Below are 24,563 nucleotides of genomic sequence, written 5' to 3' on the forward strand. Positions count from 1 at the left end.
TGGCGCCGGCGGGTCAGACCCCGACGCCCGCCTCGGTGAGGGCGTCGGTGAGCAGGGTGACCAGGGCCTCGAGCTGGAGGTCGGCGGACGAGCCGATCTCCTCGTCGGAGCCGTCGAGCGCCCGGGCGGCGAGCCCGGCCTTGTCGTCGATCAGCTCGGCGATCCGGGTGTCGATCGTCTGCGCGGCGATGATCCGCCAGGCGGTGACGGGCTGGTCCTGGCCGATCCGGTGGATCCGGTCGATCGCCTGGGTCTGCTCGGCGTCGGTCCAGGACAGCTCGGCGAGCACCAGGTTGGAGGCCACCTGCAGGTTGAGGCCGACACCGGCCGCGCTGAGCGAGCAGACCACGACGGCGACATCGGGGTCGTTGACGAACGCGTCGATGTTCTTCTCGCGCTGCTTGGGCGTCTGGTCGCCACGGATCGAGGAGTAGCGCAGCCCCCGCTTGGCGAAGGTCTCCTCGGCGACGTCCATGACGTCCACGTGCTTGGCGAAGAAGACGACCTTGCCGACGCTGTGGGCGAGCTGGGCGGTGTAGTCGGCCGCCAGGCCGGCCTTCGCCTGGCCGATCCGGCGCATCATGCTGAACACGTTCTCGTCGGACTTCGTGGTCGTCGTGTCCTCGCGCTCCCACGTCGCCACCCGGCGTACGAGCTCGTGGTCGATGCCCTCGACCGTGGCGCCGGAGGTGCGGGTCGCGAGCGCGGTCTCGTAGCGGTGCACGAGCCGGCGGGCCAGCTCGCGCTCGGCCTCGCGGATCGAGCGACCGGCCTCGTCGTCCAGCTCGACGGGCAGGTCCGCCACCCGGCGCGCCGGGATGTCGGCGGCGACGTCGACCTTGCGGCGCCGGACGATCCCCTGCTCGATGACGGCCGTGCGGGCCGCGGGGTAGAAGCCGAAGTCGGCCGGGGTCAGGCCGGTCTCCTCCAACGCCTCCATCAGCGCACCCAGCGGCTTCTTGTCGTCGATCCAGCCGAGGAACTGCCAGATCGCGCGGAAGTCCTCGATGTCGTTGATCAGCGGCGTGCCGGTCAGCGCCATCAGCAGCGGGCGGGCGGTGCGGGTGCGGATCCGCTCCGAGAGCTGGAGCGCGTGCCGCGAGCGCTGGGAGGTCTTGTTCTTGATGAAGTGCGCCTCGTCGACGACCATCCCGCGGAAGCCGAAGTCGCCGAGCCAGCCGACGTGGCGGTCCAGGACCTCGTAGTTGACGATCACGATGTCGGCGAAGCCGTCGATCGTGTGGCCGTCGCCGTGGATGACGGTGGGCTTGTGCTGCGGGGTCCACAGCTCGGCCTCGCGGGCCCAGTTGGTCTTGACGACGTTCGGGACGACGACGAGCAGCGGGTAGGCGTCGGCCGCCTGCGCGGCGAGCAGCGCCTGCGCGGTCTTGCCGAGCCCGGGCTCGTCGGCGAGCAGGAAGGAGCGGTGGCCGGCCGCGGCCGCGGCGACGACCTGGGCCTGGTGGCGCATCAGCTCGAGACCCTCGGGCACCCGCACCTCGGTCGGCTCCGGGAGCTGCATGCACGAGGAGGCCCCGCCGTACTCGAAGGAGCGGAAGAGCGGGCCGAGCAGCTCCCACGTCGCCAGCCGGCGGGCGCCGGACGGGCGGGCGGGGGCCGCGGAGAAGTCGGGGACGAGGAACGGGTTGGCGAGCTGGCGGGAGATGACGGACTGCGGGACGACGCGGCGCTCGGTGGTCACGGTGCCGGGCTCGGGGGCCGCGGCGACCTCCTCGACCTCGGGCTCGGCGCCGGCCGCGGCCAGCATCTGGCGCTTGAGGGCGCGGGCGGAGTCGCTGACCTCGGAGTCCTCGGCGAGGAGCTGCAGCAGGGAGGTGTCGCGGGCGGCGGTCTTGGCCAGGATCGTGGCGATCCCGTCGAGGCGCTTGAGCTGCTCGCCGCGCTGGGACTCGGTCACCTCGGTGTCGGCCTTGAGGCGCGAGCGCTCCTCGCGGACGAGGAGGGCGACGACCTGGAACTTCGTGCGCTGCGACGGGGCGACGGGGCCGCGCTGGGCGCCGGCCTCGACCTCGCGCACGGCGCGGGCGAGCACCGGGATGATGCCCTCGTTGTCGAGGTCGCGGGCGCGCCGACGGTTGGAGCGCGGCGCGGTGCGCGCACCGCCCTGCTGGCCACCCTGCTGACGCTGGCCTCGTCGAGCCACAGACTTCTCCTCCGGGTGCTGCGGGCGGGCGCCGCAGCGTCAGGACGCCACCGGGCGGGCGGGACGGGGACGGCGGCACCTCGGCCGGCGGGAGCCCGGGTGCTCCCGAGCCCTGCCACGACGCGACGCGGCCCCACCGATCTGCGGGAGATCGACGCCGCGGACCTGGACGGTCCGTGCTCGGTGTGGAACCTGCGGCCACCGGGCGGCGGCCGCGTCACCGGCCTCGAGGACCGGTGTCGTCCCCATGGTAGCCCGCCGCGTGGACGCGTGGGGTGGCGGCGTACGCACGGCGCGCCACCCCGTGGGGAGGTCCCTCAGAGCCGGCCGGCGTTGCGGCCCTGGTGGAGCCGCACCGTGCCCAGCCCGGGGACCCGGAGGACGGCGGGGCCGTCGCTGCGGAGGCGGTACGCCGCCCCCGGTCGCAGGCAGGCCGCCCGGGCGTCGACCCGCAGGCTGCGGACGTTGCGGAGCGTGCCCGTCAGCAGCTGCCGGCGAGGTCGCTCGGTGCTGCGGACCGCGTCCTGGACGACCGAGACCCACGGCACCGGCTCCGCACCCTGGCCGTTGGTGGTCTCCAGCACCGGCGCCGTCACGCCGCAGCCGTGGGAGGTCAGGTCGACGTCCAGGAGCTTCGGGGTCCGGCCCCGCAGACGGTGGACCCAGTAGGCGTGGTCGTGCCGGATGCCGTAGCGCGGCGCGTCGAGCAGCCGGGCGGTCCGGAAGGTCACCCGCGCCGGACGGCGTACGAGCCGCTGGTCCCGGCTGTACGCCGCCTCCTTGGCCCACTCGTCCGCGACCGCGAAGGTGAGGTGCTCGGCCGTGGGGTGGAGGTACCACGTGTAGACGTCGTCGGTCGCCGCGAAGGCCTCCTGCATGGCCCGTGCGCTCGGGACCTGGACGAGCTCGTCGGCGCCGGCGTAGATCATCGAGCCGGGCACGTGCCGCAGGTTGCGGACGTAGGTGATCATGTTGCCGACGGCGCCGGCCGTCACCGAGCCGGGGCCCTGCGCGGGCGTGCCGTTGGTGTCGTCGCCCGTGAACCCGACCCACGTGGTGAACCCGGCGAACCGGTCCGGGAAGAGCATCGCCATCCGGAAGCCGATGTAGCCGCCCTGGCTGTAGCCGCTGGAGAACACCCGGCGGCGGTCGATCGGGTAGTGCGCCCGGACGTCCTTCATCACGTCGAGCAGGTCTCGCTCGGAGATCCCCGACCCGTAGCCGTTGGGTCCGCGGGCCTCGGGCACGACGAGCACCCGGTTCAGGTCCTCGCCGAACTGCTGCTGCATCCCCGGCTGGTTGATCTGCGCGACGATGCCCTGGTTGCTGCCGTGCCACTCCATCTGCAGGCCGTGGGGGCCGCGGGCGCGGGGCAGGTAGATGCCGTAGGGCTGGTAGCGGCCGAGGAAGTTGAACTCCTGCGCGAAGAAGCCGGCCGCCGTGCCGCCGTCACCCCTGCCGGGGATCCCGGCGTACGACATGCCCTCCCCCAGCGTGTGGCGGGAGGTGTAGACGCGCTCGTGCAGCCCGGGTCCGACCCGCTGCAGGCGGGTCACGCCGGGGCGCAGGTCACGCGTGCGGACGGTGTGGCCGAACTCCGAGATGTCCCCGGCCTGCAGGGCGGCGGCCTGACGGTCCTCGAACCACGCACCCTGGCCGGGGTAGGGGTACTCCGACGGGTTGTCGCCGCTCGCCTTGTACGCCGCCCGCTCGTCCACGCCGCGGAACGCGACGTTCATGACCGTGCCGGTCGCGGCCTGCGCGGTCACCGCCTGGACCCGCCAGCGCGCGGCGCGCGGCAGGGGGAAGCGGCCCCGGATCGTGTTGGTCCGCGGGTCGCCGTGGGTGAAGCGGTGGATCCGGTCCCAGCCGGTGCTGCTGACCCCGAGGCCCGGCCAGGCGCCCCCGCCCGTGCTCGCGGAGCCGTCGGTGTCGATCGCGAGCGCGAGCACCGTCGAGTCCGGGCGGCGCAGTGCGCCCAGCTCCGCCACCACCCGCACGTGGCGGCCGACCCGGGTCAGGCGGAGGTCGACCAGGTCGGCGCTGTTCGTGTCGTCCGCGGGGTAGCGCTGGTCGCCGGCCGGCGCCGCGAGGGTGCCGAACGCGTTGGCCGTGTTGGAGGTGTCGTAGCCGACGCCGCCGTCGTCCGCGCCCTCGTCGTCGTAGACGTAGTCGCGGTAGACCAGCGAGCCGCGGCAGACGTTCGTGCTGCCCGCCACCCACGAGGTGCCGCCGCACGGCTGCACGCGACCGGCGGCCACCCCCGCCCGGGCGGCGGGCGAGGCGGCCGGGGCCCGGTGCGCCGTCGACCCGGTCGGGGTCGCCGCGGAGGCGGGTCTCGGCGCCGGGACCGCCCCCAGCGCGACGGTCGTGGCGAGGAGCGTGGCGCCGGTGGCCAGGCGTCGGAGGAGCATCGGTGACCTCTCGTCGGTGGGTCCGCGCGTCCGCGGGCCTCGACAGGTGCAACGACGCCGTGTGGCCGAGGTCACTCCGGACCGAAGAGCAGTAACCCGATCGGACTTGTGTGCGTTGACGGGACATGAGCTCCCGACGACCCGCGCTGGTCACCGCCGGCCTGGTGCTGGCCGCACTCGTGGCCGGCCCGGTCGCGACCGGTTCCCCAGCCCCCACCCCCGCAGCCACCGCGTCCTCGACCGAACGGGTCCGCGCCGACCTGCTGCCCGACTGCGTCTACGGCGCGTCCGCGCGCGGGCTCCGCGGCTACGAGGCCCGCGTCGAGCGCGACGCCCAGGCCTACGCCGACCGCCTCGACGGCGCGACGCCGGCCGAGCGACGCCGGGCGGCGACGACGTTCGCGGCCGCCGAGGCGGCGTACGTCTACGGCCTGCCGCTGGTGAACCTGCACGACACGGTGCGGAAGTTCCGCTTCCGCAACACGATCGTCAGCGTCGCCGCGCTCGCCGACCCCGACACCCGTGCCGTGGTGTCCCCGAACGTCGACACGGCGTACTCCGTCGGCTGGCTCAGCCTGACCCAGGGCCCGCTGGTCATCGAAGTGCCGGACACCCACGGCCGGTTCTACACCTTCCAGTTCATGGACGCCTTCACGAACTCCTTCGCCTACCTCGGCTCCGGGTCGACCGGCACGAAGGCCGGCTCCTACGTGCTCGTCCCGCCCGGCTACGAGGGCGACCTGCCGGCCGGTCTGCCGGTCCTGCACAGCCCGACCAACACGATCTGGCTGCTCGGCCGGACCCTGGTCGACGGGCCGGACCAGACCGAGGAGGTCAAGCCGATCCTGCAGGGCTACCGCACGACGCCGCTGGCGGAGTGGGAGGCCGGCGGCCGTGGCGAGTCGATCGTCCTCGACCAGCAGCCCTCGTTCGGCCCCAAGCCGGTCACCCCGACCGGCACCGACTTCGTCGCGACGCTCAACCAGGAGCTCACGATCGACCCCCCACCCGCGCGGCAGGACTGCGTCCTGAAGGCGCTCGCACCGGCCGGGGTCGAGCAGCCGGACCGCTCGCAGGCCGCGGTGCTGGCCGCCGACTCGGCCAACCAGGCCGGCAACCCGCAGGGCTCGTCGGAGTCGACCCCGCAGAACGACGCGGTCGCGGCCGGCACGAGGGCCGCGGTCCGGCTCATCGACCACGCCTCCACGACCTTCAACGCGGTCAACTCGCGCGGCAACGCGGGCTGGAGCGTGATGACGGCGCCGTGGATCGGCGACTTCGCCCGGAAGTACCTCGGTCGCGGGCTGATCGCCACCAACCTGCTCGGCGCGAACGTCCCGCACATCGCGACCTACCCCACGAGCTACGACGACTCCCGCGGGCGACCGCTCACCGGCCGGCACCGCTACGCCATCACTTTCCCGAAGGGCCAGCTCCCGCCGGTCAAGGCGTTCTGGTCGCTCACGATGTACCAGCGCGACAACTTCCTGCACGCCAACGAGATCGACCGGTACGCCGTGGGCGACCGCACCCGCGGGCTGCGCCTCAACCCGGACGGCTCGCTGACGATCTACCTGCAGCACCGCAAGCCGCACGGGGCGAAGCGGGCCGCCAACTGGCTCCCCGCACCGGCCGGGGCGTTCCACGTGATCCTGCGGCTCTACCTGCCGCGCGACCGGGTGCTCGACGGCGGGTGGCGCATCGCCGGGCTGGAGCGCCGGGGCTAGGACCCGGGCCCACCACTGCTCACGAGGTGGACCGAGGCCGCGGGCCCCTCGCCGGGCAGCACGAGCTCGTCGGCCACGACCCGCGCCGGCGGCCCGACGAGGGTCGTCACCACCGGGTCGGGACCGAGCGCGGCCAGGGGCAGCCGGACCTCGGGCCCGGCGGCCCGGGTGGCGTGCACGAGGAGTGTCTGGTCCGGGTGCTCGCGCAGGAAGGTCATCGCGTCGCCGTGGGCGTGCAGCCACCGCAGCCCGCCCCGCCGCAGGGCGACGTGGCGGTGCCGCAGCTCGATCCACTCCCGGTAGGCCGCCAGCGTGGGTGCGTCCCACGACTGCTCGTCGTGCCAGGGGTACGGCGTCCGCGCGTGCTCGCCGTCGACCGCCGTCAGCCCGATCTCGTCGCCCATGAACACGACCGGCACGCCGGGCATCGTCATCTGCAGGGCCAGGCCCACGAGATGGCCGGGACGCCCCGCCCCGACGAGGTCGGTGCCGCCGCTGGTCCCGCCGCCGGTCACGGTGCGGAAGCGGGGGGTGTCGTGGGAGTCCAGGTGGTTGGTGCCGCTCTGCCAGACGGTGAACGGGATCGCCCCGTGCACCTCGCGCATCGTCGCGACCGCCCGCTCGGCAGGCAGCACGGGAATGTCGACGGGCAGCCCGAGGTAGTCGAGCCCGTGGGGCAGGCCCGGCCCGTCGGGTGACCCGCCGTTGAGCCAGCACCACAGCGGACGGGTGAAGCCGGCGTAGTCCATGGTCCCGTGCCAACCGGCGCCCCGGAGGTCGCCGGTGGCGTCGTGGCCGTGCTCGGCGAGCAGCCAGGCGTCGGGCGACTCCGCGGCCATCGTCCGGCGGGTCGTCGCGGCGACCGCGTGCGCACGGTCCTCGGCGCCGAGCCGGCCGGTCATGTTCGCGACGTCGACGCGCCACCCGTCCAGCCCCCGGCGCAGCCACCGGGCGACGACGGAGTCGGGGCCGTCGTACAGGCGCCGGGCGAGCTCGGCGGAGGCGTGGTCGAGCTTCGGCAGCGACGCGATCCCGAGCCAGGACGCGTAGGAGCCGTCCGGCTCGAAGCGGTAGAAGGCGCGCTCGACCGAGGCCGGGTCCGCGGCCGCGGTGCGGAACCAGTCGTGGCGGTCGCCGGTGTGGTTCGTCGTGAGGTCGCCGACCAGCCGCAGACCGCGCTCGTGGAGCGTGTCCGCCAGCCGCTCGAGCGCCGCGTCGCCGCCGAGCAGGGGGTCGACGCGCTCGAAGGACACCGCGTCGTAGCGGTGCGTGGAGCCGGCCTCGAAGACCGGGGTGAGGTAGAGCAGCGTCGCGCCGAGGCGCTCGAGGTGGTCGATCCGCGCCGCGACGCCGTCGAGCGTGCCGCCGTACCACTGGAAGGGGACCTCGGGCCCACGGTGCACGACGGCGTCGTCCCAGGCCACCGGCCGCGCCCACTCCGGCACCGGGGCGCCGGTCTCGGTGCGCTCGAAGCGGTCCGGGAACACCTGGTAGGCCACCTGGTCCGCGACCCAGCAGGGCACCCGGTGCTCGGTGCTGATCAGGAAGTCCCCGGCGTCCGTGACGTCGCGGGCGTGCACCCCGGTCGCGGTCAGCCAGCGGTAGTCGGCCGGGCCGTTCGAGACCAGGAAGCGGTACGACGTCACGGGGTTCACCAGCGCGAGCGTCACCGACCACCAGGCACCCGCGTCGTCACCGGCCGCCTGCTCGGCCGGCGTGATCGCCGGCTCCCCGTCGCGCACCGCCCGGAGCACCACGGCCCGGGCACCGGGGGTGCCGTCGGGCCGGTGCGGCACCCGGACCCGCAGCTCGACCCGCTCCCCCAGCGCCGGCGCCGACGCGCCGACGTAGGCCGGCGAGCCGTCGTGGTGCGGGGCGAGCGGGTCGACGTCGTACGTCATCCGCGTCCCACGCGATCAGCCCTTGACGCCACCGGCGGTGATGCCACCGACGATGAACTTCTGCAGGTAGAGGAAGAGCAGCACGACCGGGATGGCGGTCATGATCGCGCCGGCCGCGAACACGCCGAGGTTGTTGGAGCGGTCCGCGTCGATGAGGCCGTAGAGACCGGTCGCCAGCGTCTTCTTCGAGGAGTCGCGCAGGAAGATCGAGGCCATCAGGAACTCCGCGATCACGCCGACGAACACCAGCAGCCCGCAGACGGCGAGGATCGGCCGCACCAGCGGCAGGATGATCCGGAAGAAGACCTGCACGTGGCTCGCCCCGTCGATCATCGCGGCCTCGTCGAGCGACATCGGGATGGTGTCGAAGAAGCCCTTGATCAGCCAGACCTGGCCGAGCGAGCCGCCGCAGAGCATCAGGATGTAGCCGGGCAGGCTGTCCAGCCCGATGACCGGGATCGCCTCGCCGATCCGGGTGAACATCAGGTAGAGGGCGACCAGGGCCAGGAACTGCGGGAACATCTGGATCAGCAGCAGCGCCAGGAGGCCACCGCGCCGGCCCGTGAAGCGCATCCGGCTGAACGCGTAGGCCGCCAGCGCGCTGAAGAGCAGCTGGATGACGACGACGCTGACGCACACGACCAGGCTGTTGCGGGCCCAGGTGAAGAACGGCTGGGTGTTGATCAGCTCGGAGTAGTTCGAGAAGCTGAACGTGCGCGGGATCATCGTCGAGGTGACGACGCTGCCCAGGGGGTTGAGGGACGCGGACACCAGGTAGGACACCGGGAACAGCGCCCACAGGACCGCGAGCACGCCGACGACGTGGCGCCAGCCGATCTCGCGGAACCAGCGGCCCGGGCCGAGCTTCACCTTCGGGGCCGGGTCGCCGCCGCGGCGCCGCCGCGTCTTCGTGGCCGGGGCGTCCTCGGGCTCGAGCTGCTGCACGCCGGTGGGGAGGGGACCTTGTACGTCGCTCATGTCAGTTCACGTCCTCGAGGGAGCGGGTGGCGCGGAACTGCAGGGCCGCGACGACACCGGTGATGACGAACAGGACGGTGGAGACCGCCGCCGCGAAGCCGATCTGCACACCACCGGCACCGAACGCGAGCCGGTAGGTGTAGCTGATCAGGATGTCGGTGCCGCCGGCCGTGGGGTTGTCCGGGCTGAACGGCCCGCCCCCGGTCAGCAGGTAGATCGCACCGAAGTTGTTGAAGTTGAAGGCGAAGGTCGCGACCAGCAGCGGCGCGACCGTGACGAGGAGCAGCGGGAAGGTGATCCGGCGGAAGCCGGCGAAGCCACCGGCCCCGTCGAGCCGGGCGGCCTCGGTGAGGTCCTCGGGGATCGCCTGCAGGGCCCCGGTCGCGACCAGGAACATGTAGGGGAAGCCCATCCAGAGGTTGGTGAGCAGCACGGCGATCTTGGCCATCGTCGCGCTGCCGAGCCAGTTGACGTTCAGCCCGGTCAGGTCGTTGATGAGGCCGAAGTCCTGGTTGTAGAAGCTCGACCAGAGCAGCAGCGAGATGAAGCCCGGGATGGCGTACGGGAGGATCAGGAGCGCCCGGTAGATCTTCTGCCCGCGGACCCGCGGGTCGTTGAGGGTCATCGCGAAGAACAGACCGAGCAGGAAGGTCGAGACGACCGACACGGTCGCGAAGATGACGGTCCAGACGAAGATCCGCAGGAAGTCCGAGCTGATCCGGCTGTCGGTGAAGATCTTCTGGTAGTTGCGGAAGCCGACGTTGGCGGTCCAGGACTGGTCGGAGAGGCGCTTGCCCGCCGAGTCGACGAAGAGCTCGCGGTCGCCGACCTGCTTGATGGAGTAGACCGTGTCGTTCGTGGTGTCGGTGATGGTGTCCGCGGACTCGTCGTACTTCAGCGTCGGGGCGCCCTCGAAGGCCTCGCTGGTGCCGGAGCGGACGATGAAGTTGCCGTCGTCGGTCGGGACCGCGATCTCGTCGAGGGTGTCGGCCGCCGCGCTGATCTGCTTGATGTTGAGGACGGTGTAGCCGTCGGCGGCGCTGACCCGGCCGTTGGCGAGGGTCACGGCGCCGGGGTCGGTCGCCTCGAGGCCGTCGGCGGTGCCGGTGAAGACCTTCTCCGGGTCGTCCTGCGGCACGAGGAAGTAGGTGAAGGGGCCCTTGACCGGGTCACCTTCGGTGGCGACGGTCAGCTCGTACTGCGGCGAGGAGTCGGACCGTGTGACCGACGAGCCCACGATCTGGGCGATCGTGTCGTCCTTGCTGTTGCGCGTGCCGTCGCCGTAGTTGGTGAACGACGTCTTGATCGTGATGCCGATCGGCAGCACGACGAAGAGCGCCAGCAGCAGCGTGCCGGGCACGAGGTACTTGCCCGGGAGGGCGCGGCCGGTGGCGTAGGTGGCGACCAGGACCGCGACGATCAGCCAGACGCAGACGAGGAAGAACCAAGAGCCGTCGCTGACGAGGGCCGGGGTGATCGCGATCGCGGTGCCGACCACGATCCCGAGGAAGACGATCTTGACGAGCAGGGCCAGCACGCCGTCGCGGCCTGGCTGGGTGAAGCGGCGCGAGCGCGGCGCCTGGGTGTCCACCATGGTTGCTGCCTCCGACGGATCCGAGCGGTTGAGGGGGAGATGAGGGCGTGCGGGTGGAGCCGGTCGGCCGACCGAGGTGTCCCTCGACCGGCCGACCGGAGCTCAGCGGGGTCAGCCCGCGTCGGCGATCGCCTTGCGGATGGTGTCGCCGGCCGCCTTGATGGTGGAGGCCGGGTCCTTGCCGGCGACGATGGCGGCGTACGCCTTGCCCAGCGGCTCCCAGACCGAGGCCATGGCGGGCAGGGCCGGCATCGGCGCGGCGTCGGCAGCGGCATCGGTGAAGACCTTCGCGTCCGGGTCGGTCAGACCGTCGGCGACGGCGGTCATGGCCGGGGGCAGCTGGGTCTCGTCGTAGAGCGTCTGCATGGCGTCCTGGCTGTTGACGCCGTTGTTGACGAACTCCTGCGCGATGTCCTTGTTGGCACCGTGCGCGGCGACCATGAACGCCTGGGCGCCCATGAACGGCGCGGCGGCGTCCTTGCCGGCGAAGCCGGGCAGCGGCTGGATGGCGTACTTGAAGCCGGCGTCCTTGACGTCCGCGAGGGCCCACGGGCCTGAGACCAGGAAGGCCGCCTTGCCGCTGGTGAACAGCGCGATGGAGTTGTCGGAGCTGATCGAGGTGCGGAGCACCTTCTGCTTCGCGAGCTCGGAGATCTTGTCGGCCGCGGCAACGGAGCCGGCACCGCCGATGCCGACGTCCTTGGCGTCGTACCCGGTGGCCGGGTCGTACTTGAAGATGTAGCCGCCCATCGAGGTCAGGATCGGCTCCATGTGGTAGGCGTCGCCGAGGTCACCGACGGGCAGGTTGAGCGCGGACTCGGCCTTGCCTGCGGACACGGCCTTCTCACCCTCGGAGATCGCGTCGTCGAGGGTCTTCGGCTCGTCCGGGACGATGTCGGTGTTGCGGTAGAGCGCGAGCGACTCGACGCCGTACGGCACGCCGTAGAGCTTGGAGTCGTACGTCGTGGCCTGGACGGCCTTCGGGTTGTAGCCGGAGAGCTCGTCGGGCGAGAGGTTCAGCGGGTCGATGGCGCCGTTCTGGACCAGGTTGCCGATCCAGTCGTGCGCGCCGACGACGACGTCCGGGCCGTTGCCGGCCGCGTCGGCGGTGACGAAGGCGCCCTGGAGGTCCTCCGAGATGGCCTGGACGTCGACGGTGATGCCGTTGGCCGCGGCGAAGTCGTCGGCGACCTTCTTGACGCCCTTGAGCTTGAGCGAGTCGGTCCAGATGACCAGGTCGGCGTTGCTGTCGCCGCCGCCGGCGTCGGCCGACGAGCTGGCGTCCTTCGAGCCGGACGAGGACGGGGTGTCCGACCCGCCGCCGCCGCCGCAGGCGGTGGCCAGGGCCATCACCATCACGACGGGTCCGAGTGTGCGGGCGAGTCTGCGCATGTGCTGCTCCTACGAATGGCGGGGGTGGCGCTGAACGGTTAATGTGACGCGCGCCATACCGTAGACCGTTCCTTGCACTTTGGAAAGCCCGCTGCAAGAACTTGCGTAATCTCTGCAAGAATTTTCACAACGTCCCGGGAAGGGGTGACCAGGATGCCTTCCATGAAGGCCCGACTCAGCGACATCGCCGAGCGTGCCGGCGTCAGCACGAGCACGGTCAGCCGCGTCCTCAACAACCGCCCCGGTGTCAGCCACCAGATCCGCACGCAGGTTCTCACCGCGGTCGACGTGCTCGGCTACGACCGCCCCTCGCAGCTGCGCCGCCGCTCGACCAGCCTGGTCGGCCTGGTGCTGCCGGAGCTCACGAACCCCTTCTTCCCGCGCCTGGCGCGGGAGATCGAGGTCATCCTGGCCCGGGCCGGGATCGCCCCCGTCCTGTGCAGCCAGACCCCCGACGGCGTGCACGAGGACGCCTACGTCGAGACCCTGCTGGCCCACCAGGTCTCCGGGATCATCTTCGTCTCCGGCGTGCACGCGCTCGTCGGCAGCGACCCCCGGCGCTACAAGCGCCTCATCGAGCTGGGGATGCCGATCGTGATGGTCAACGGCGCCCTGCCGGGCGTGGACGCGCCGTTCGTCTCCATCGACGACGTCGTCAGCATCGACGTGGCGATGACCCACCTCGAGCAGATGGGCCACCGGCGGATCGGCCTGGCCCTGGGCCAGGACTTCTACTCCCCCGTGGTCCGGCGCCGAGCCGCCTTCGAGACCTGGACGAGCGAGCGGCTCGACCTGCGGCCGGGCGAGCAGCCCGGCGACCTCGTCGCGTGCACGACGTACACCGTCGACGGCGGCGCCCTCGCGGCACGCCGTCTCCTCGAGCGGGACGTGACGGCGATCGTCTGCGGCAGCGACATGATGGCGCTCGGCGCGATCCGCGAGGCACGACGGCAGGGCCTGCGCGTGCCGCAGGACGTCTCGGTCATCGGCAGCGACGACAGCCCGATGGTGCCGTACGTCGACCCGCCGCTCACCACCGTCCGCCAGCCCGCCGAGGCCCTCGCCGCCCAGGCGTGCGGCGAGCTGCTGGCCCAGATCGAGGGCCGCGAGCCCAACGCCGGCGAGATGTTCTGCCCGCCCGAGCTCGTGGTGCGGGCCTCGACCGCGCGCCCGCCCGCCTGAGGCCCCGCCACTCCCCCTGCCCGCGCTCCCTCCCATCCGCACCCCTCCCCCCTGACCGAGAGGCGACCCGTGCAGCACCCCGACTGGACCCGCACCGCGGCGATCTACCAGCTCAACCAGCGTCAGCTCACCCCCGAGGGCACCTTCCGGGCCGCCCAGGAGCACCTCGAGCGCATCCGCGACCTGGGCGCGAGCATCGTCTGGCTGATGCCGGTCCACCCGATCGGCGAGGTCAACCGCAAGGGCACCCTGGGCAGCCCGTACGCCATCAGCGACCACCGGGCGGTCAACCCGGAGTTCGGCACCACCGAGGACCTGCGCGCCTTCGTCGCCGCGGCCCACGAGCTCGGTCTCAAGGTGATCCTCGACTGGGTCGCGAACCACACCGCGTGGGACCACGTGCTGGTCGAGGAGCACCCGGAGTTCTACAAGCGCGACCGCAACGGCCGCTTCCGGCCCACGCCCTGGTGGGACTGGGACGACATCATCGACCTCGACTACGCCGTGCCCGGCGTGCACGAGTACATGGCCGACGCGATGGAGCACTGGGTCCGCGAGTGCGACGTCGACGGCTTCCGCTGCGACGTCGCCGGCTTCGTCCCGATGGACTTCTGGCGGGCCGTCCGGGCCCGGCTGGACGCGATCAAGCCGGTCTTCATGCTCGCCGAGTGGGAGGAGCGCGACCTGCACGACGGCGCCTTCGACGCGTCGTACGCCTGGGCCTGGAACGAGACCCTGCACCGCGTCGCCTCCGGGAGCGCGGCGCCGGAGGCGCTGGTCGTCCACTACGCCCAGCACCAGGGCTCCTGGCCGCAGGACGCGATGCGGATGACGTTCGTGTCCAACCACGACCACAACCACGCCGACGGCACGGAGTACGACCGCTTCGGTGACGCCCTGCCCGCCGCGATCGTGCTGTCCGTGGTCGGCGAGGGCATCCCGCTGATCTACACCGGCCAGGAGCTCGGGAACCGCAAGCGGCTGGCGTTCTTCGACAAGGACCTGGTCGAGGAGGGCGACCCCCACCAGGCGCAGCTCTACGGCACGCTGCTCGGGCTCAAGCGCGAGCACCCGTCGCTGTGGAACGCCCCCTGGGGCGCCCCGATGACCCGGGTGCCCACCTCGGAGCCCGAGCGGGTGCTCGCGTTCACCCGCGACAGCGGGGGCGACGCTGGTGCTGGGACCGATGGTGCGGACCGCAGCGTCCTCGCGCTGGTCAACCTGTCGCCGGAGTCGGCGACGGTGGTGCTGGGCGACGGCCCGCAGGCCGGGGAGTACGCCGACCTGTTCACCGGCGAGACCGTCCGCCCCGACGACGGCTGGTCGACCGACCTGCCGGCGTGGGGGTTCCGGGTGCTGCGCCGCTGACACGTCTCGGGGCGCATTCAACGCGCCCCGGGACGCGACAAGGGCCCGCAGCCAGGAGGCTGCGGGCCCTTCTCGGGTGGTGGAGCTGAGGGGATTCGAACCCCTGACCTTCTCATTGCGAACGAGACGCGCTACCAACTGCGCCACAGCCCCAGGTGCGTCCGAGGACGCGGTGCGAAACGTTAGCACCCGATCCCGGGGCGTTCCCAATCGACTCCCGGAGGCGGGCCGGCAGCCCGGTCAGCGCAGCAGCAGGGGCTCGATCTCCTCGAGCGCCTGGCGGGCGTAGCCCTTCCACAGCCGGGCGAAGAGCGGCATCGCCAGGTCCGCCAGGTCGGACGTGGGCTCGAGGTCCCACGACCAGGTGATCCGGACACCGGTGCCGGCCGGGGCGAAGGCCCACCGGCCCTCCAGCGAGCGCACCAGCAGCTTCATCGGGCCGGTGACGTCGCTGATCGTGTAGCCGAAGTGGTCGGCCCGCTCGACGCTGGTGAGCGTCTCGCGCATGGTCCCGCCGTCGGCCAGCACGATCGTGCGGGTCTGCCCCACGGTGCCCCAGCTGCCCTCCTGGTCCCGGACCTCCCGGATCGCCGGCAGCGCGGCGTACCGACGGTGGAAGATCTCCGGCAGCGGCGCCGGCAGCACCGTGTCGAAGGCCTGCTCGACGGAGGCCGGGAACGCGCGGGACTGCTCGAGGTGCAGCGTGGTCGTCATGGGGTGACCCTACGCCGGGTGGTGGGGGTGTCGGGATCCCCGGATATCCGGGGAAGTTGTCACTTCCCGGGGGAAATTTCACCCGGGAAGTGCGAGTTTCCCCGGATATCCGGGGAAACCGACAGCCCCGTCAGGACCCGACAGCGCGGTGGTCGTCGCCCTCGGCCTTGCGGGTGCGGGCGGCCTTGTCGGCGGCGTGCGCCTCGCGGGCGATCTGGGCGTCGCCCTCGGTGCGGCCCGAGGTCCAGACGCCGGAGTCGTCGAGCGCGATCGTGCGGACGGTGCGGCGCGCGGCGGCGGGCTTGGTGACGTACGTCGGGAGCGTGACCGGCACCGGGTCCCACAGCGTGGGGTCCAGCGCGGTGGCGGGGATCGCGACCATCGAGGAGGTGTCCTCCATCGCGTCGACGTCCGCGGCCGGGGCGGCCGGGGCCGCTGCGGCGGTCGCGAGGTCGTCGACCACGACCTCGTCGTCCTCGACGGACTCGACCGACTCGACGGGCAGCGAGCGGCGGGCGGGCAGCCAGGCGGAGCGCTCGCGGCGCACCATCAGGCGGCAGGCGACGAGCCAGGCGACCAGGAGGCCGCCGGGGATCGCGGTCCAGGCCCAGCCGATGACGCCGAAGGCGGCGACCGCCACGGTGGCGACGATGCCGAGCAGGATCGTGGCGAGCACGTTGCGGCGCTTGCGGGCGGCCCGGTTGGCGGCCTCGCGGCGACCGCGGCCGTCGCGGACGGGAGCCGGGGCGGTGGCGCGCGCCGGGGCGGCGACCCGGGCGACCGGCTCGGTCGGGGTCGACGCCTTGGCCGTCACGACCGGGGCGGAGGAGACCCGGGCGGGGGTCACGACGAGGCGGGCGTTGCGGCGGTTGACGGGCTCGCGGCGCGCGAGCACGCGCATCGTGTGGGAGAAGCGGTCGACGGAGCGGCTCCGCACCACGTCGTCATGGTGCTTGAGCGCCTTGGGCACGAGGTAGACGGCCCAGGCCACGGCAAGGGCGACGAAGATGAATGCGCTCAGGTCCACGCTCCAGAGGTTAGGTTCGCTGACCGAGGTCCACGCGGATGTCAAGAGGTGTGTCGCAAAATGACTCGTGTGACGGGTGTGATTTCCCGAGGCTCAGGACGTCATACGCAAGGAGCAACCCCCTCCACCGTCCGTATGACGTCCCGCGGAGGCCCGGCGGCAGGACCCGCTCAGCCGTCGAGCCGCTTGAGCATCCCGGTCGGGCACTCCTCCACGGTGACGGCATAGATGCGGTGGTCGCGCCAGGCGCCGTCGATGTGGAGGAACTTCGGGGCGTAGCCGACCTCGCGCAGGTCGAGCTTCTCGACGACGCGCAGCGAGTTGGAGTTCTCCGGGCGGATGGCGACCTCGATGCGGTGCAGCCCGGCGGTGAAGAAACAGTGGTCGATGACGAGGGCGACCGCGCGGGGCATCACGCCGCGACCGGCGTACTGCTGGTCCAGCCAGTAGCCCACCGAGGCGAACTGCGCGGAGCCGCGGACCACGTTGTTGACCGTCACCTGGCCGGCGAAGGAGCCGTCCACCTCGACGGCGAACGGCATGGTCTCGCCGCGCCGGGCCTGCTTGTTCAGCCGCCAGACCAGCGAGCGGAACGACGTGGGGCGGGCGTCCGCGCCGGGCGGTACGGTCGCGTCCCACGGGCGCAGCCAGGCCGCGTTGCGCTGACGGGCCGCGCGCCAGTCGCCCTGGTCGCGGTAGGTCAGCGGGCGCAGCGTGACGTCACCCGACGACAGCCAGACCGGCCAGCCGCTCAATGGTCGCTCCCGACGACCTGCTCGACCGCGTGCACGAGGATCGGGCGGAGCACGGCCAGGCCGTCCTTGACGCCACCCCGGGAGCCGGGCAGGTTCACGACCAGGCAGGTGCCGACGACGCCGGCCAGGCCGCGGGACAGCACGGCGCTGGGCACGCCGTTCGCGACGCCGTACGCGCGGATCGCCTCGGCGATGCCCGGGACCTCGCGGTCCAGCAGCGGCCGGGTCACCTCGGGGGTCAGGTCGGTCGGTGTCAGGCCGGTGCCGCCGGTGGTCAGCACGACCCGCGCTCCCCCGGCCGCCGCGGCGGCGATCGCGGCGCCGACGGGCTCGCCGTCGGGGACCACGACCGGCTCGTCGACGGTGAAGTCCAGCTCGCGCAGGAAGGCGACGATCAGCGGACCGGTCTCGTCGGCGTACACGCCGGCGGCCGCACGGTTCGAGGCCACCACGACCTCGGCGCGCAGGCTCACCGCCGGCTCACCCGGACGAAGTCACCGGACTTCCCGCCGGTCTTGGTCTCCACCTGGATGTCGGTGATCACCGCGGCCTTGTCGACGGCCTTGACCATGTCGACGACCGTGAGCGCGGCGACCGACACCGCGGTGAGCGCCTCCATCTCGACGCCGGTGCGGTCGGTGGTCCGGACGATCGCGCGGATCTCCACGGCCAGGTCCGTCACCACGAGGTCGACGCTGACCGCCGAGAGCGCCAGCGGGTGGCACAGCGGGATCAGCGACGGGGTCTGCTTGGCCCCCATGATCCCGGCGAGCCGCGCCACGGCCAGGGTGTCGCCCTTCGGGACGCCGGCCCCACGCAGCAGCTCGATCACCTCCGAGGAGACCAGCACGCGGCCCGAGGCCGTCGCCGTCCGCGCCGTGACGTCCTTGGCCGACACGTCGACCATCCGGGCGGCACCCGACGCGTCGACGTGGGTGAGTCGTCCCTCAGCCATCCACGCTCTCCTTCATCTCAGAACTCGTCGTCGAGGCACAGCACCTGGACGTGCTCGCCGGCCGCCACCGAGGTGACGTCCTCGGGCACCACGATCAACGCGTTCGACGACGCGAGGTCACCGATCAGGTGCGAGCCGTGCCCGCCGACGGGCGCGACGTACGGACCGCCACCGTCGCGGGCGTACTCGCCGCGCACGAACTGGCGGCGCCCGGCCGGCGACTGCACGGTGTGCGTGAGGCGGGCGCGCACGGTCGGGCGGGAGTACGGCGCCTTGCCCATCAGCTTGCGGATGGCAGGGAGCACGAACGTCTCGAAGGAGACGTACGACGACACGGGGTTGCCCGGGAGCGTGAAGATCGGCGTCCGGTCGTCGCCGACGAGGCCGAAGCCCTGCGGCTTGCCGGGCTGCATCGCGACGCCCCCGAACCACACGCCGTCCGGGGTCAGCGCCTCCTTGACGACGTCGAAGTCGCCCTGCGAGACACCGCCGCTCGTGACGACGATGTCGGCCCGGACCAGCTGGTCGTGCAGCGCGTCGAGGAACGCGCGCGGCTCGTCGGGCACGATGCCGACGCGGTAGGCGATCGCCCCCGCCCGGCGCGCGGACGCGGCCAGGAGGAACGAGTTGCCGTCGTAGATCGAGTCGTGGCCCAGCGGGGTGCCCGGCTCGCGGAGCTCGGAGCCGGTCGAGAGGATCACGACGCGCGGCCGCGGCCGGGAGCGGATCGCGGCCCGGCCGATCGAGGCGAGCAGGCCGAGGTGGCGCGGGCCGAGGACCGTGCCGTGCTCGACGAGCAGGTCCCCCTCCTCGACGTCCTCGCCGGCGAGCCGGACGTGCTGGCCGACCTCCGGCGCGCGGGAGATCCGCACCTGGGCGACGCCGCGGTCGGTCCACTCGTAGGGGACGACGCTGTCGGCGCCCTGCGGGACCGGGGCGCCGGTCATGATCTTGACCGCGGTGCCGGGCGACATCGCCAGCAGCTGGGCCTGCCCCGCCCCGATCTCACCGACGACGGGCAGGTGCACCGGCGCGTCCTCCGTCGCGGCGGCGACGTCGCTCTGGCAGACGGCGTACCCGTCCATGCCGGAGTTGTCGAACGACGGCAGCGCGATCGGCGAGCGGACGTCCTCGGCCGCGGCGAGACCGAGCGTCTCCATCAGCGGCTGCGGGAAGTCCGGCAGCGGCTCGATGGCCGCGAGGATGCGCTCCAGGTGCGCCTCGACCGACGTGAGGCCGTCAGCCATCCGAGGGTCCGGACAGCACGGCGTCGGCCTGGACGCGCTGGGCCGAGGAGGCCTCGAGCGCGACGTCCCCGACCACCTGCACGCCGTGGCCGAAGGTCCAGTCGCCCGCGACGGTGAGCGAGGTGGCCTTCTTCATCGACGGGGCGCCCTGCGGGAAGCGCTTGTCGAACTCGCCGACCAGCTTGTAGTAGTCGCCGTCGAGGTCGACGTACGGCAGCTCCACCGCGACCTGGTCGAGGACGAAGTCCTTCTTGATGTCGTAGACGTCCGAGCGCAGCACCAGCAGGTCGTTCGTGGTCTTGACGGGGACGAAGCGGTCCCGGCCGACCTCGATCAGCTGCGAGCCCTCGAAGACCTCGATCGCGGCACCCATCGCGGTCTCGATCTGGATCACCTCGGGGGTGCTGGGGTCGCCGGGGTCGAGGTGCTTGACGTTGCGGATCAGCGGCAGCCCGAGCACGCCCTGGCGGACGTCGAGCGCGTGCTTCATCGCCGCGAGGTCGAACCACAGGTTGTTGGTCGAGCAGAAGCGGTGGGTCTCGAGGTCGGCCAGCGCGGCCTGGTCCTGGGGCAGCACCTGCGCGGTCTCGCGGAGCACCAGGCGGCCGTCGCCGCGACGGCGCGCGAAGTGGCCGCCCTTCTTGTCCGAGGCGGTGCGGCGCACGGCCTCGATGGCGAACGGCGCACCGCTGGCGGCGAACCAGCCCGCGACCCGGGCGTCCGGGACGGCGCCGAGGTTGTCGGAGTTCGAGACGAAGACCCGCTCGTAGCCGGCCTCGATGAGGCGGTCGAGCAGCCCGGTCCCGCGCAGCGCGGTGTAGAGGTCGCCGTGCCCGGGCGGGCACCACTCCAGGCTCGGGTCCTTCGGGTAGGCGGCGGGCGAGAGGTCCTTCTTGAGGAGCTTGGGCTCCTTGTTCTGCAGGAACTCCAGCGGCAGCCCCTCCACGGGGAGGTCCTCGTAGCGGGCGAGCGCCTCCATGGTGTCGCCGGAGGTGCGGAAGGAGTTCATGAAGATGAGCGGCAGGGTGGCGTCGTACGTCGAGCGCAGGTGCAGCACCTGGCGGGCGATGATGTCGAGGAACGACAGCCCGCGGCGCACGCACAGCAGCGACTTCGCGCGGTCCATGCCCATCGACGTGCCGAGCCCGCCGTTGAGCTTGATGACGGCGGTGCTGCGGATCGCCTCGGCGGCGACCTCGTCTGAGACCTCGACGTCGGCCAGCGACGGGATGTCGACCGGCTCGATCGACGACTCCGGGATCATGCCGGTCTCACCGTGCTCCAGCAGCCGGTAGTAGTGGGCGAAGGTCTCGATCGCGACCTCGTCCACACCGGCGTCGAGCATCTTGTCGCGCGCCCTGTTCAACCCTGCACTACCCATGCCACCGATCGTAGGCTGGATGGGTGGCCGATCCCTACCTACCCCGAGAACCGGACCTCCCGGCCGGCACCGGGGCCGCCGCGAAGACGGCGCTGCGGGACCGCCTGCTGACCACCCGCCGCCGCCGCCCGCTGGCCGAGGTCGGCGAGGCGGGGCGCGCGATCGCCCGCCACCTGCTGGCCACCGAGGAGGTACGCCGCGCGGCCACCGTGGCGGCGTACGTCTCCCGCGGCGCGGAGCCCGGGACGGGGCACCTGCTCGCCGCGCTGCGGGCGGCCGGGACCCGCGTCCTGCTGCCGGTGCTGCTCCCGGACGGCGACCTGGACTGGGGCGAGTACACCGGTGACGAATGCCTGGTGGCCGCGGGACGGGGCCTGCTGGAGCCCTCCGGCCGGCGCCTCGGCGTCGAGGCGGTCGCGACCGCCGACGTCGTGCTGGTGCCGGGGCTGGCGGTGTCCCGGACCGGGCTGCGGATGGGCCGGGGCGGCGGGTCCTACGACCGCGCGCTGGCGCGGGTGCCGGTGGGCACCTTCACCTGCGTCCTGCTCCACGACGACGAGCTCGGCCTCGACGTGCCGGCCGAGCCGCACGACCGGTCGGTGGTGGCGGCGGCGTCGCCGGCCGGGATCACCCGCCTGGCGTGAGGGTCAGGACGTCCTCGGCCGCGGCGTCCACCGCCGCCTTGCTGAACGCCCACGGCAGCGTCTCGCCGCGCGCCCACAGGTCGGTCTGGTCGGTGTAGTGGCTCGAGAACGGGTGTCCCGAGACGCCCGTCAGGTTGATCCAGCGCGAGTCGTCGAGGTCCGCCAGCGAGACGACCATCCGCATCGACGGCGCGGTCGTGACGTCGTACCCCTCGGTGGCGTCCCAGCCGGTCGCGTCGACCGCGGCGCTGCCGCCGCCGACCTCCCAGGGGCCGCGGTTGACCAGCGCCTCGACGGGGCCGATGCCGGACTCGCCGAGCGTCGCGCTGCGCAGGTGCAGCTGGTGCAGGTGGCCCCAGCTCCACTCGGCGGGGTCGAGCGCCTCGAGCCGGGTGAGCTCGTCGCGCGCGTCGACCATCGCCGCGACCAGGATGTCGTCGCGGGTCTCGACGACGTCCTCGGTGGTGGTGTCGTCCCACCACGGGTTGGCCGGCTCGCGGAGCAGCTGCTCCATCACCGCCACCCAGCGCTGGCCGCCGTCGGGCCAGGCGTCCTCGGGCAGGTCGTCGTGGAAGGTCTTCTCGAGGACGTTGCGCCACACGACGTCGAAGTACGCCGCCGGCGCGCTGTCCGCGCCCTGGTCGAGGTCCCACGTGCGCAGCAGCGCCTGGCCCGCGGCGTAGTAGCCGCGCGGCAGCTCCACGTCGAGGAGGTACGGCGTCAGCAGCGGCGCCAGCGGGCTGCGGGTGTCGAGCTGGAGGTCGGCTATCTCCGCCATCGACAGCTCGCCCTCCTGCTCGAGGAGGTCGCGGATCCGCTGCGAGCGGTAGCCGTGGTCCCAGTCGGTGGTGAGCAGGTAGGGGTAGTCGTCGCCGATCACGGCCTGGTTGGCGGTGACGACGAAGCCCTCCTTCGGGTCCAGCACGTTCGGCAGCCCGTCGAAGGGGACGTGGTCGCCGGTCCAGTCGTTCTCCGGGCGCCAGCCGGCGGACGGGACGAGCCCGTCGTTGCCGGACTTGCGGATCGGCACCACGCCCGGCGCCTGGTAGCCGATGTGGCCGTCGCGGTCGGCGTAGACGAGGTTCTGCGCCGGCACCGCGAACGACGACGCCGCGGCCCGGAACTCGTCCCAGTTCGACGCCGTGTCGAGCTCGAGGATCGCGTCGGCGGTGGGCGCGGGGTGCAGCGCCGTCCACTCGAGCGCGACGGCGTAGTGCTGGTCGTCCCGCGGTGCGGAGCCGTCGACCGACGCCTGCTCGCCGACCGCGCGCAGCTGGTCGGACACGTCGGACAGCAGCGGCCCGTGCTTGGTGGAGCGGATCGTCAGCGTCACGTCGTCCCCGCCGTCGACCTTGATCGTCTCCGTGCGGACGCGCAGCGGGCGCAGCCGGCCGTCGTAGCGCCACCGGTCGCCCTCGACCTTCTCGAGGTAGAGGTCGGTGACGTCGGGCCCGAGGTTGGTGAACCCCCAGGCGATGTCGGCGTTGTGGCCGATGACGACCCCGGGCACGCCGGAGAAGGTGAAGCCGGCGACGTCGAGCGGGCAGTCGTCCGACACGACGTTGCAGTGCAGCCCCATCTGCATCCAGACACCCGGCAGCGAGACGCCCAGGTGCGGGTCGTTGGCGAGCAGCGGCGCACCGGTCGCGGAGTGGTCGCCGTCGACGACCCAGCTGTTGGAGCCGACGCCGTCGCCGCGCCCGAGCAGCGCGGGCATCCGGGCCAGCCCGGCCTGCAGGTCGCCCAGGGCCCGGCGCGCGCCGGCGGTGTACGGCGGGCGCTGGGGGTTCCGCGTGCCACCCGAGGTCGCGTCCTGCTCGAAGACCCCGTCGACGACCGCGCCCTGGCCGACGATCGGGTCGTGCGCGGAGGCGTCGTACGCCGGGTAGAGCTCGCGCACCTGCTCGGCGCTGTGGCCGGCCAGGGCCAGCACCCGGCCGATCTCGTCGTCCATGTTGCCGCGCAGGTCCCACGCCATCGCCTTGAGCCAGGCCAGCGAGTCGACCGGCGTCCAGTGCTCGGGGCGGTAGTCGAGCCCGCCGGCGTTCAGCACGGTGTACTCGACCGCGATCTCGCTCGGCGAGTGCTCGTCGAGGTAGGCGTTGACCCCGTCCGCGTAGGCCTCCAGCGCGGCCCGCGTCTCCGGCTTGACCAGCGCGAGCTCCTGCTCGGCGACCCGGCGCCAGCCCATCGTGCGGACGTACTCGTCACTCTCCAGGGCGTCCTTGCCGAACATCTCGGCCAGCCGGCCCGCGGTGGCGTGGCGGCGCACGTCCATCTCGAAGAAGCGCTCCTGCGCGTGCACGTAGCCCTGCGCCCGCATCAGGTCGTCGACCGAGTCGCCGTACAGCTGCGGGATGCCGTGGTCGTCGCGCACCACGCGGACGTCGCCCTCGAGCCCCGGCACGGCGACCTCGCCGCTCGTCTGCGGGAGCGGACGGCGCACCAGCACCACGCCGACCACCAGGGTGGCGAGCAGCGCCAGCACGACCCCGACGGCGACGTACGACGTCACGCGGAGCGGCTTCGGCAGCGCCACGAACACGCTCCACCAGCGGCGGAGGGGGCCGGGCTCGCCCGGGGATCGGGTCGGTCGGGTGGCCGGGGGCGGGTCGGTCATGGTGTTGCCATTGTGCCGTACCATTGGCAGTCGTCCGGGGTGAGTGCCAACCCCTCGCGCCGGAGCTCACCCGTCACCTGATCGAGGATCCGACCGTGCCGACCTACCAGTACTCCTGCACCGAGTGTGGCCACGCCTTCGAGCAGGTCCAGAGCTTCTCCGACGACACCCTGACTGTCTGCCCCGAGTGCCAGGGCCGCCTGCGCAAGGTCTTCAACGCCGTGGGCGTCGTCTTCAAGGGCTCGGGCTTCTACCGCACCGACAGCCGCTCCGGCTCGTCCTCGACCGTGCCCGCCGCCTCCGACTCGGGCTCGTCGTCCTCCTCGGAGAAGTCCTCGGACTCCTCGTCGTCGTCCGGGTCGTCCTCGGACAAGGCGTCCGCGAAGTCCGACAGCAAGCCCGCCGCCGCGGCCAGCACCTCGAAGGACTGACCCTCCCATCGGTGGTTGAGGAGGTCGCGCAGCGACCGTCTCGAAACCACCCCTGTGGAGGAGCGCTCC

At 72.6% G+C, this 24,563-nt stretch carries 19 protein-coding genes and 1 tRNA gene; 5 read left to right on the forward strand and 15 right to left on the reverse strand.

Annotation, left to right across the window (positions count from 1 at the left end):
- Positions 1-13: 13 nt before the first annotated feature.
- Complete coding sequence (locus H5V45_RS07740; protein ID WP_185252396.1) at positions 14-2,164, reverse strand: SNF2-related protein; 2,151 nt, start codon at positions 2,162-2,164, stop codon at positions 14-16.
- Between the two features lie 317 nt (positions 2,165-2,481).
- On the reverse strand, positions 2,482-4,578 hold the full coding sequence (locus H5V45_RS07745; protein WP_185252397.1) for an alpha/beta hydrolase family protein: 2,097 nt from the start codon (positions 4,576-4,578) through the stop codon (positions 2,482-2,484).
- Positions 4,579-4,703: 125 nt separating this feature from the next.
- On the opposite strand from H5V45_RS07745, the gene H5V45_RS07750 reads away from it, so the two are divergent.
- Positions 4,704-6,305 carry a DUF1254 domain-containing protein gene (locus tag H5V45_RS07750; RefSeq protein WP_185252398.1) on the forward strand — a complete coding sequence of 534 codons (1,602 nt, stop codon included), beginning with the start codon at positions 4,704-4,706 and terminating at the stop codon, positions 6,303-6,305.
- On the opposite strand, the gene H5V45_RS07755 is transcribed toward H5V45_RS07750, so the two are convergent.
- The 4 genes from H5V45_RS07755 to H5V45_RS07770 form a co-directional block, all read right to left on the reverse strand.
- Positions 6,302-8,206 carry an alpha-amylase family glycosyl hydrolase gene (locus tag H5V45_RS07755; RefSeq protein ID WP_185252399.1) on the reverse strand — a complete coding sequence of 635 codons (1,905 nt, stop codon included), beginning with the start codon at positions 8,204-8,206 and terminating at the stop codon, positions 6,302-6,304. The genes H5V45_RS07750 and H5V45_RS07755 overlap by 4 nt on opposite strands.
- Positions 8,207-8,221: 15 nt before the next feature.
- Positions 8,222-9,184, reverse strand: coding sequence for a sugar ABC transporter permease (locus H5V45_RS07760; protein ID WP_185252400.1), 963 nt, complete (start codon positions 9,182-9,184; stop codon positions 8,222-8,224).
- A gap of 1 nt (position 9,185) precedes the next feature.
- Positions 9,186-10,778 carry an ABC transporter permease subunit gene (locus tag H5V45_RS07765; RefSeq protein ID WP_185252401.1) on the reverse strand — a complete coding sequence of 531 codons (1,593 nt, stop codon included), beginning with the start codon at positions 10,776-10,778 and terminating at the stop codon, positions 9,186-9,188.
- Between the two features lie 111 nt (positions 10,779-10,889).
- On the reverse strand, positions 10,890-12,170 hold the full coding sequence (locus H5V45_RS07770) for a sugar ABC transporter substrate-binding protein (protein WP_185252402.1): 1,281 nt from the start codon (positions 12,168-12,170) through the stop codon (positions 10,890-10,892).
- Positions 12,171-12,332: 162 nt separating this feature from the next.
- Between H5V45_RS07770 and H5V45_RS07775 the strand changes: the two genes are divergently transcribed.
- On the forward strand, positions 12,333-13,352 hold the full coding sequence (locus H5V45_RS07775; RefSeq protein ID WP_185252403.1) for a LacI family DNA-binding transcriptional regulator: 1,020 nt from the start codon (positions 12,333-12,335) through the stop codon (positions 13,350-13,352).
- A 69-nt stretch (positions 13,353-13,421) separates the two neighbouring features.
- On the forward strand, positions 13,422-14,720 hold the full coding sequence (locus tag H5V45_RS07780; RefSeq protein WP_221633950.1) for an alpha-amylase family glycosyl hydrolase: 1,299 nt from the start codon (positions 13,422-13,424) through the stop codon (positions 14,718-14,720).
- 77 nt (positions 14,721-14,797) lie between these two features.
- On the opposite strand, the gene H5V45_RS07785 is transcribed toward H5V45_RS07780, so the two are convergent.
- The 8 genes from H5V45_RS07785 to H5V45_RS07820 all read right to left on the reverse strand — a co-directional run bounded on the left by H5V45_RS07785 (position 14,798) and on the right by H5V45_RS07820 (position 20,799).
- Positions 14,798-14,873, reverse strand: a tRNA-Ala gene (locus tag H5V45_RS07785).
- A gap of 87 nt (positions 14,874-14,960) precedes the next feature.
- Positions 14,961-15,434 carry an SRPBCC family protein gene (locus tag H5V45_RS07790; RefSeq protein WP_185252404.1) on the reverse strand — a complete coding sequence of 158 codons (474 nt, stop codon included), beginning with the start codon at positions 15,432-15,434 and terminating at the stop codon, positions 14,961-14,963.
- A 130-nt stretch (positions 15,435-15,564) separates the two neighbouring features.
- Positions 15,565-16,461, reverse strand: coding sequence for a divisome protein SepX/GlpR (gene sepX, locus H5V45_RS07795; RefSeq protein WP_185252405.1), 897 nt, complete (start codon positions 16,459-16,461; stop codon positions 15,565-15,567).
- 170 nt (positions 16,462-16,631) lie between these two features.
- Complete coding sequence (locus H5V45_RS07800) at positions 16,632-17,216, reverse strand: GNAT family N-acetyltransferase (RefSeq protein WP_185252406.1); 585 nt, start codon at positions 17,214-17,216, stop codon at positions 16,632-16,634.
- A complete protein-coding gene (locus tag H5V45_RS07805; RefSeq protein ID WP_185252407.1) occupies positions 17,213-17,689 on the reverse strand; it encodes a molybdenum cofactor synthesis domain-containing protein in 477 nt (158 codons plus the stop codon). The genes H5V45_RS07800 and H5V45_RS07805 overlap by 4 nt, the downstream gene beginning before the upstream one ends.
- Complete coding sequence (gene moaC, locus H5V45_RS07810) at positions 17,686-18,171, reverse strand: cyclic pyranopterin monophosphate synthase MoaC (RefSeq protein ID WP_185252408.1); 486 nt, start codon at positions 18,169-18,171, stop codon at positions 17,686-17,688. The genes H5V45_RS07805 and moaC overlap by 4 nt, the downstream gene beginning before the upstream one ends.
- 17 nt (positions 18,172-18,188) lie before the next feature.
- A complete protein-coding gene (gene glp, locus H5V45_RS07815; RefSeq protein ID WP_185252409.1) occupies positions 18,189-19,418 on the reverse strand; it encodes a molybdotransferase-like divisome protein Glp in 1,230 nt (409 codons plus the stop codon).
- Positions 19,411-20,799 (reverse strand): UTP--glucose-1-phosphate uridylyltransferase, encoded by a 1,389-nt coding sequence (locus H5V45_RS07820; protein WP_185252410.1) that lies wholly within the window; start codon positions 20,797-20,799, stop codon positions 19,411-19,413. Before H5V45_RS07820 ends, glp begins: the two co-directional genes overlap by 8 nt.
- Positions 20,800-20,822: 23 nt before the next feature.
- Between H5V45_RS07820 and H5V45_RS07825 the strand changes: the two genes are divergently transcribed.
- Complete coding sequence (locus H5V45_RS07825) at positions 20,823-21,443, forward strand: 5-formyltetrahydrofolate cyclo-ligase (RefSeq protein ID WP_343061471.1); 621 nt, start codon at positions 20,823-20,825, stop codon at positions 21,441-21,443.
- Here the strand turns inward: H5V45_RS07825 and H5V45_RS07830 are convergent.
- On the reverse strand, positions 21,427-24,063 hold the full coding sequence (locus tag H5V45_RS07830) for a penicillin acylase family protein (RefSeq protein WP_185252411.1): 2,637 nt from the start codon (positions 24,061-24,063) through the stop codon (positions 21,427-21,429). The two genes, H5V45_RS07825 and H5V45_RS07830, sit on opposite strands and share 17 nt — an antisense overlap.
- Before the next feature lie 95 nt (positions 24,064-24,158).
- Here H5V45_RS07830 and H5V45_RS07835 point away from each other — a divergent pair, with 95 nt between their 5' ends.
- The gene (locus H5V45_RS07835) at positions 24,159-24,494 is read left to right on the forward strand and encodes an FmdB family zinc ribbon protein (protein WP_185252412.1); all 336 of its coding nucleotides are present in this window, start codon (positions 24,159-24,161) and stop codon (positions 24,492-24,494) included.
- Positions 24,495-24,563 lie beyond the last annotated feature (69 nt).

The sequence above is a fragment of the Nocardioides luti genome (assembly GCF_014212315.1).
Taxonomy (GTDB): Bacteria; Actinomycetota; Actinomycetes; order Propionibacteriales; family Nocardioidaceae; genus Nocardioides; species Nocardioides luti.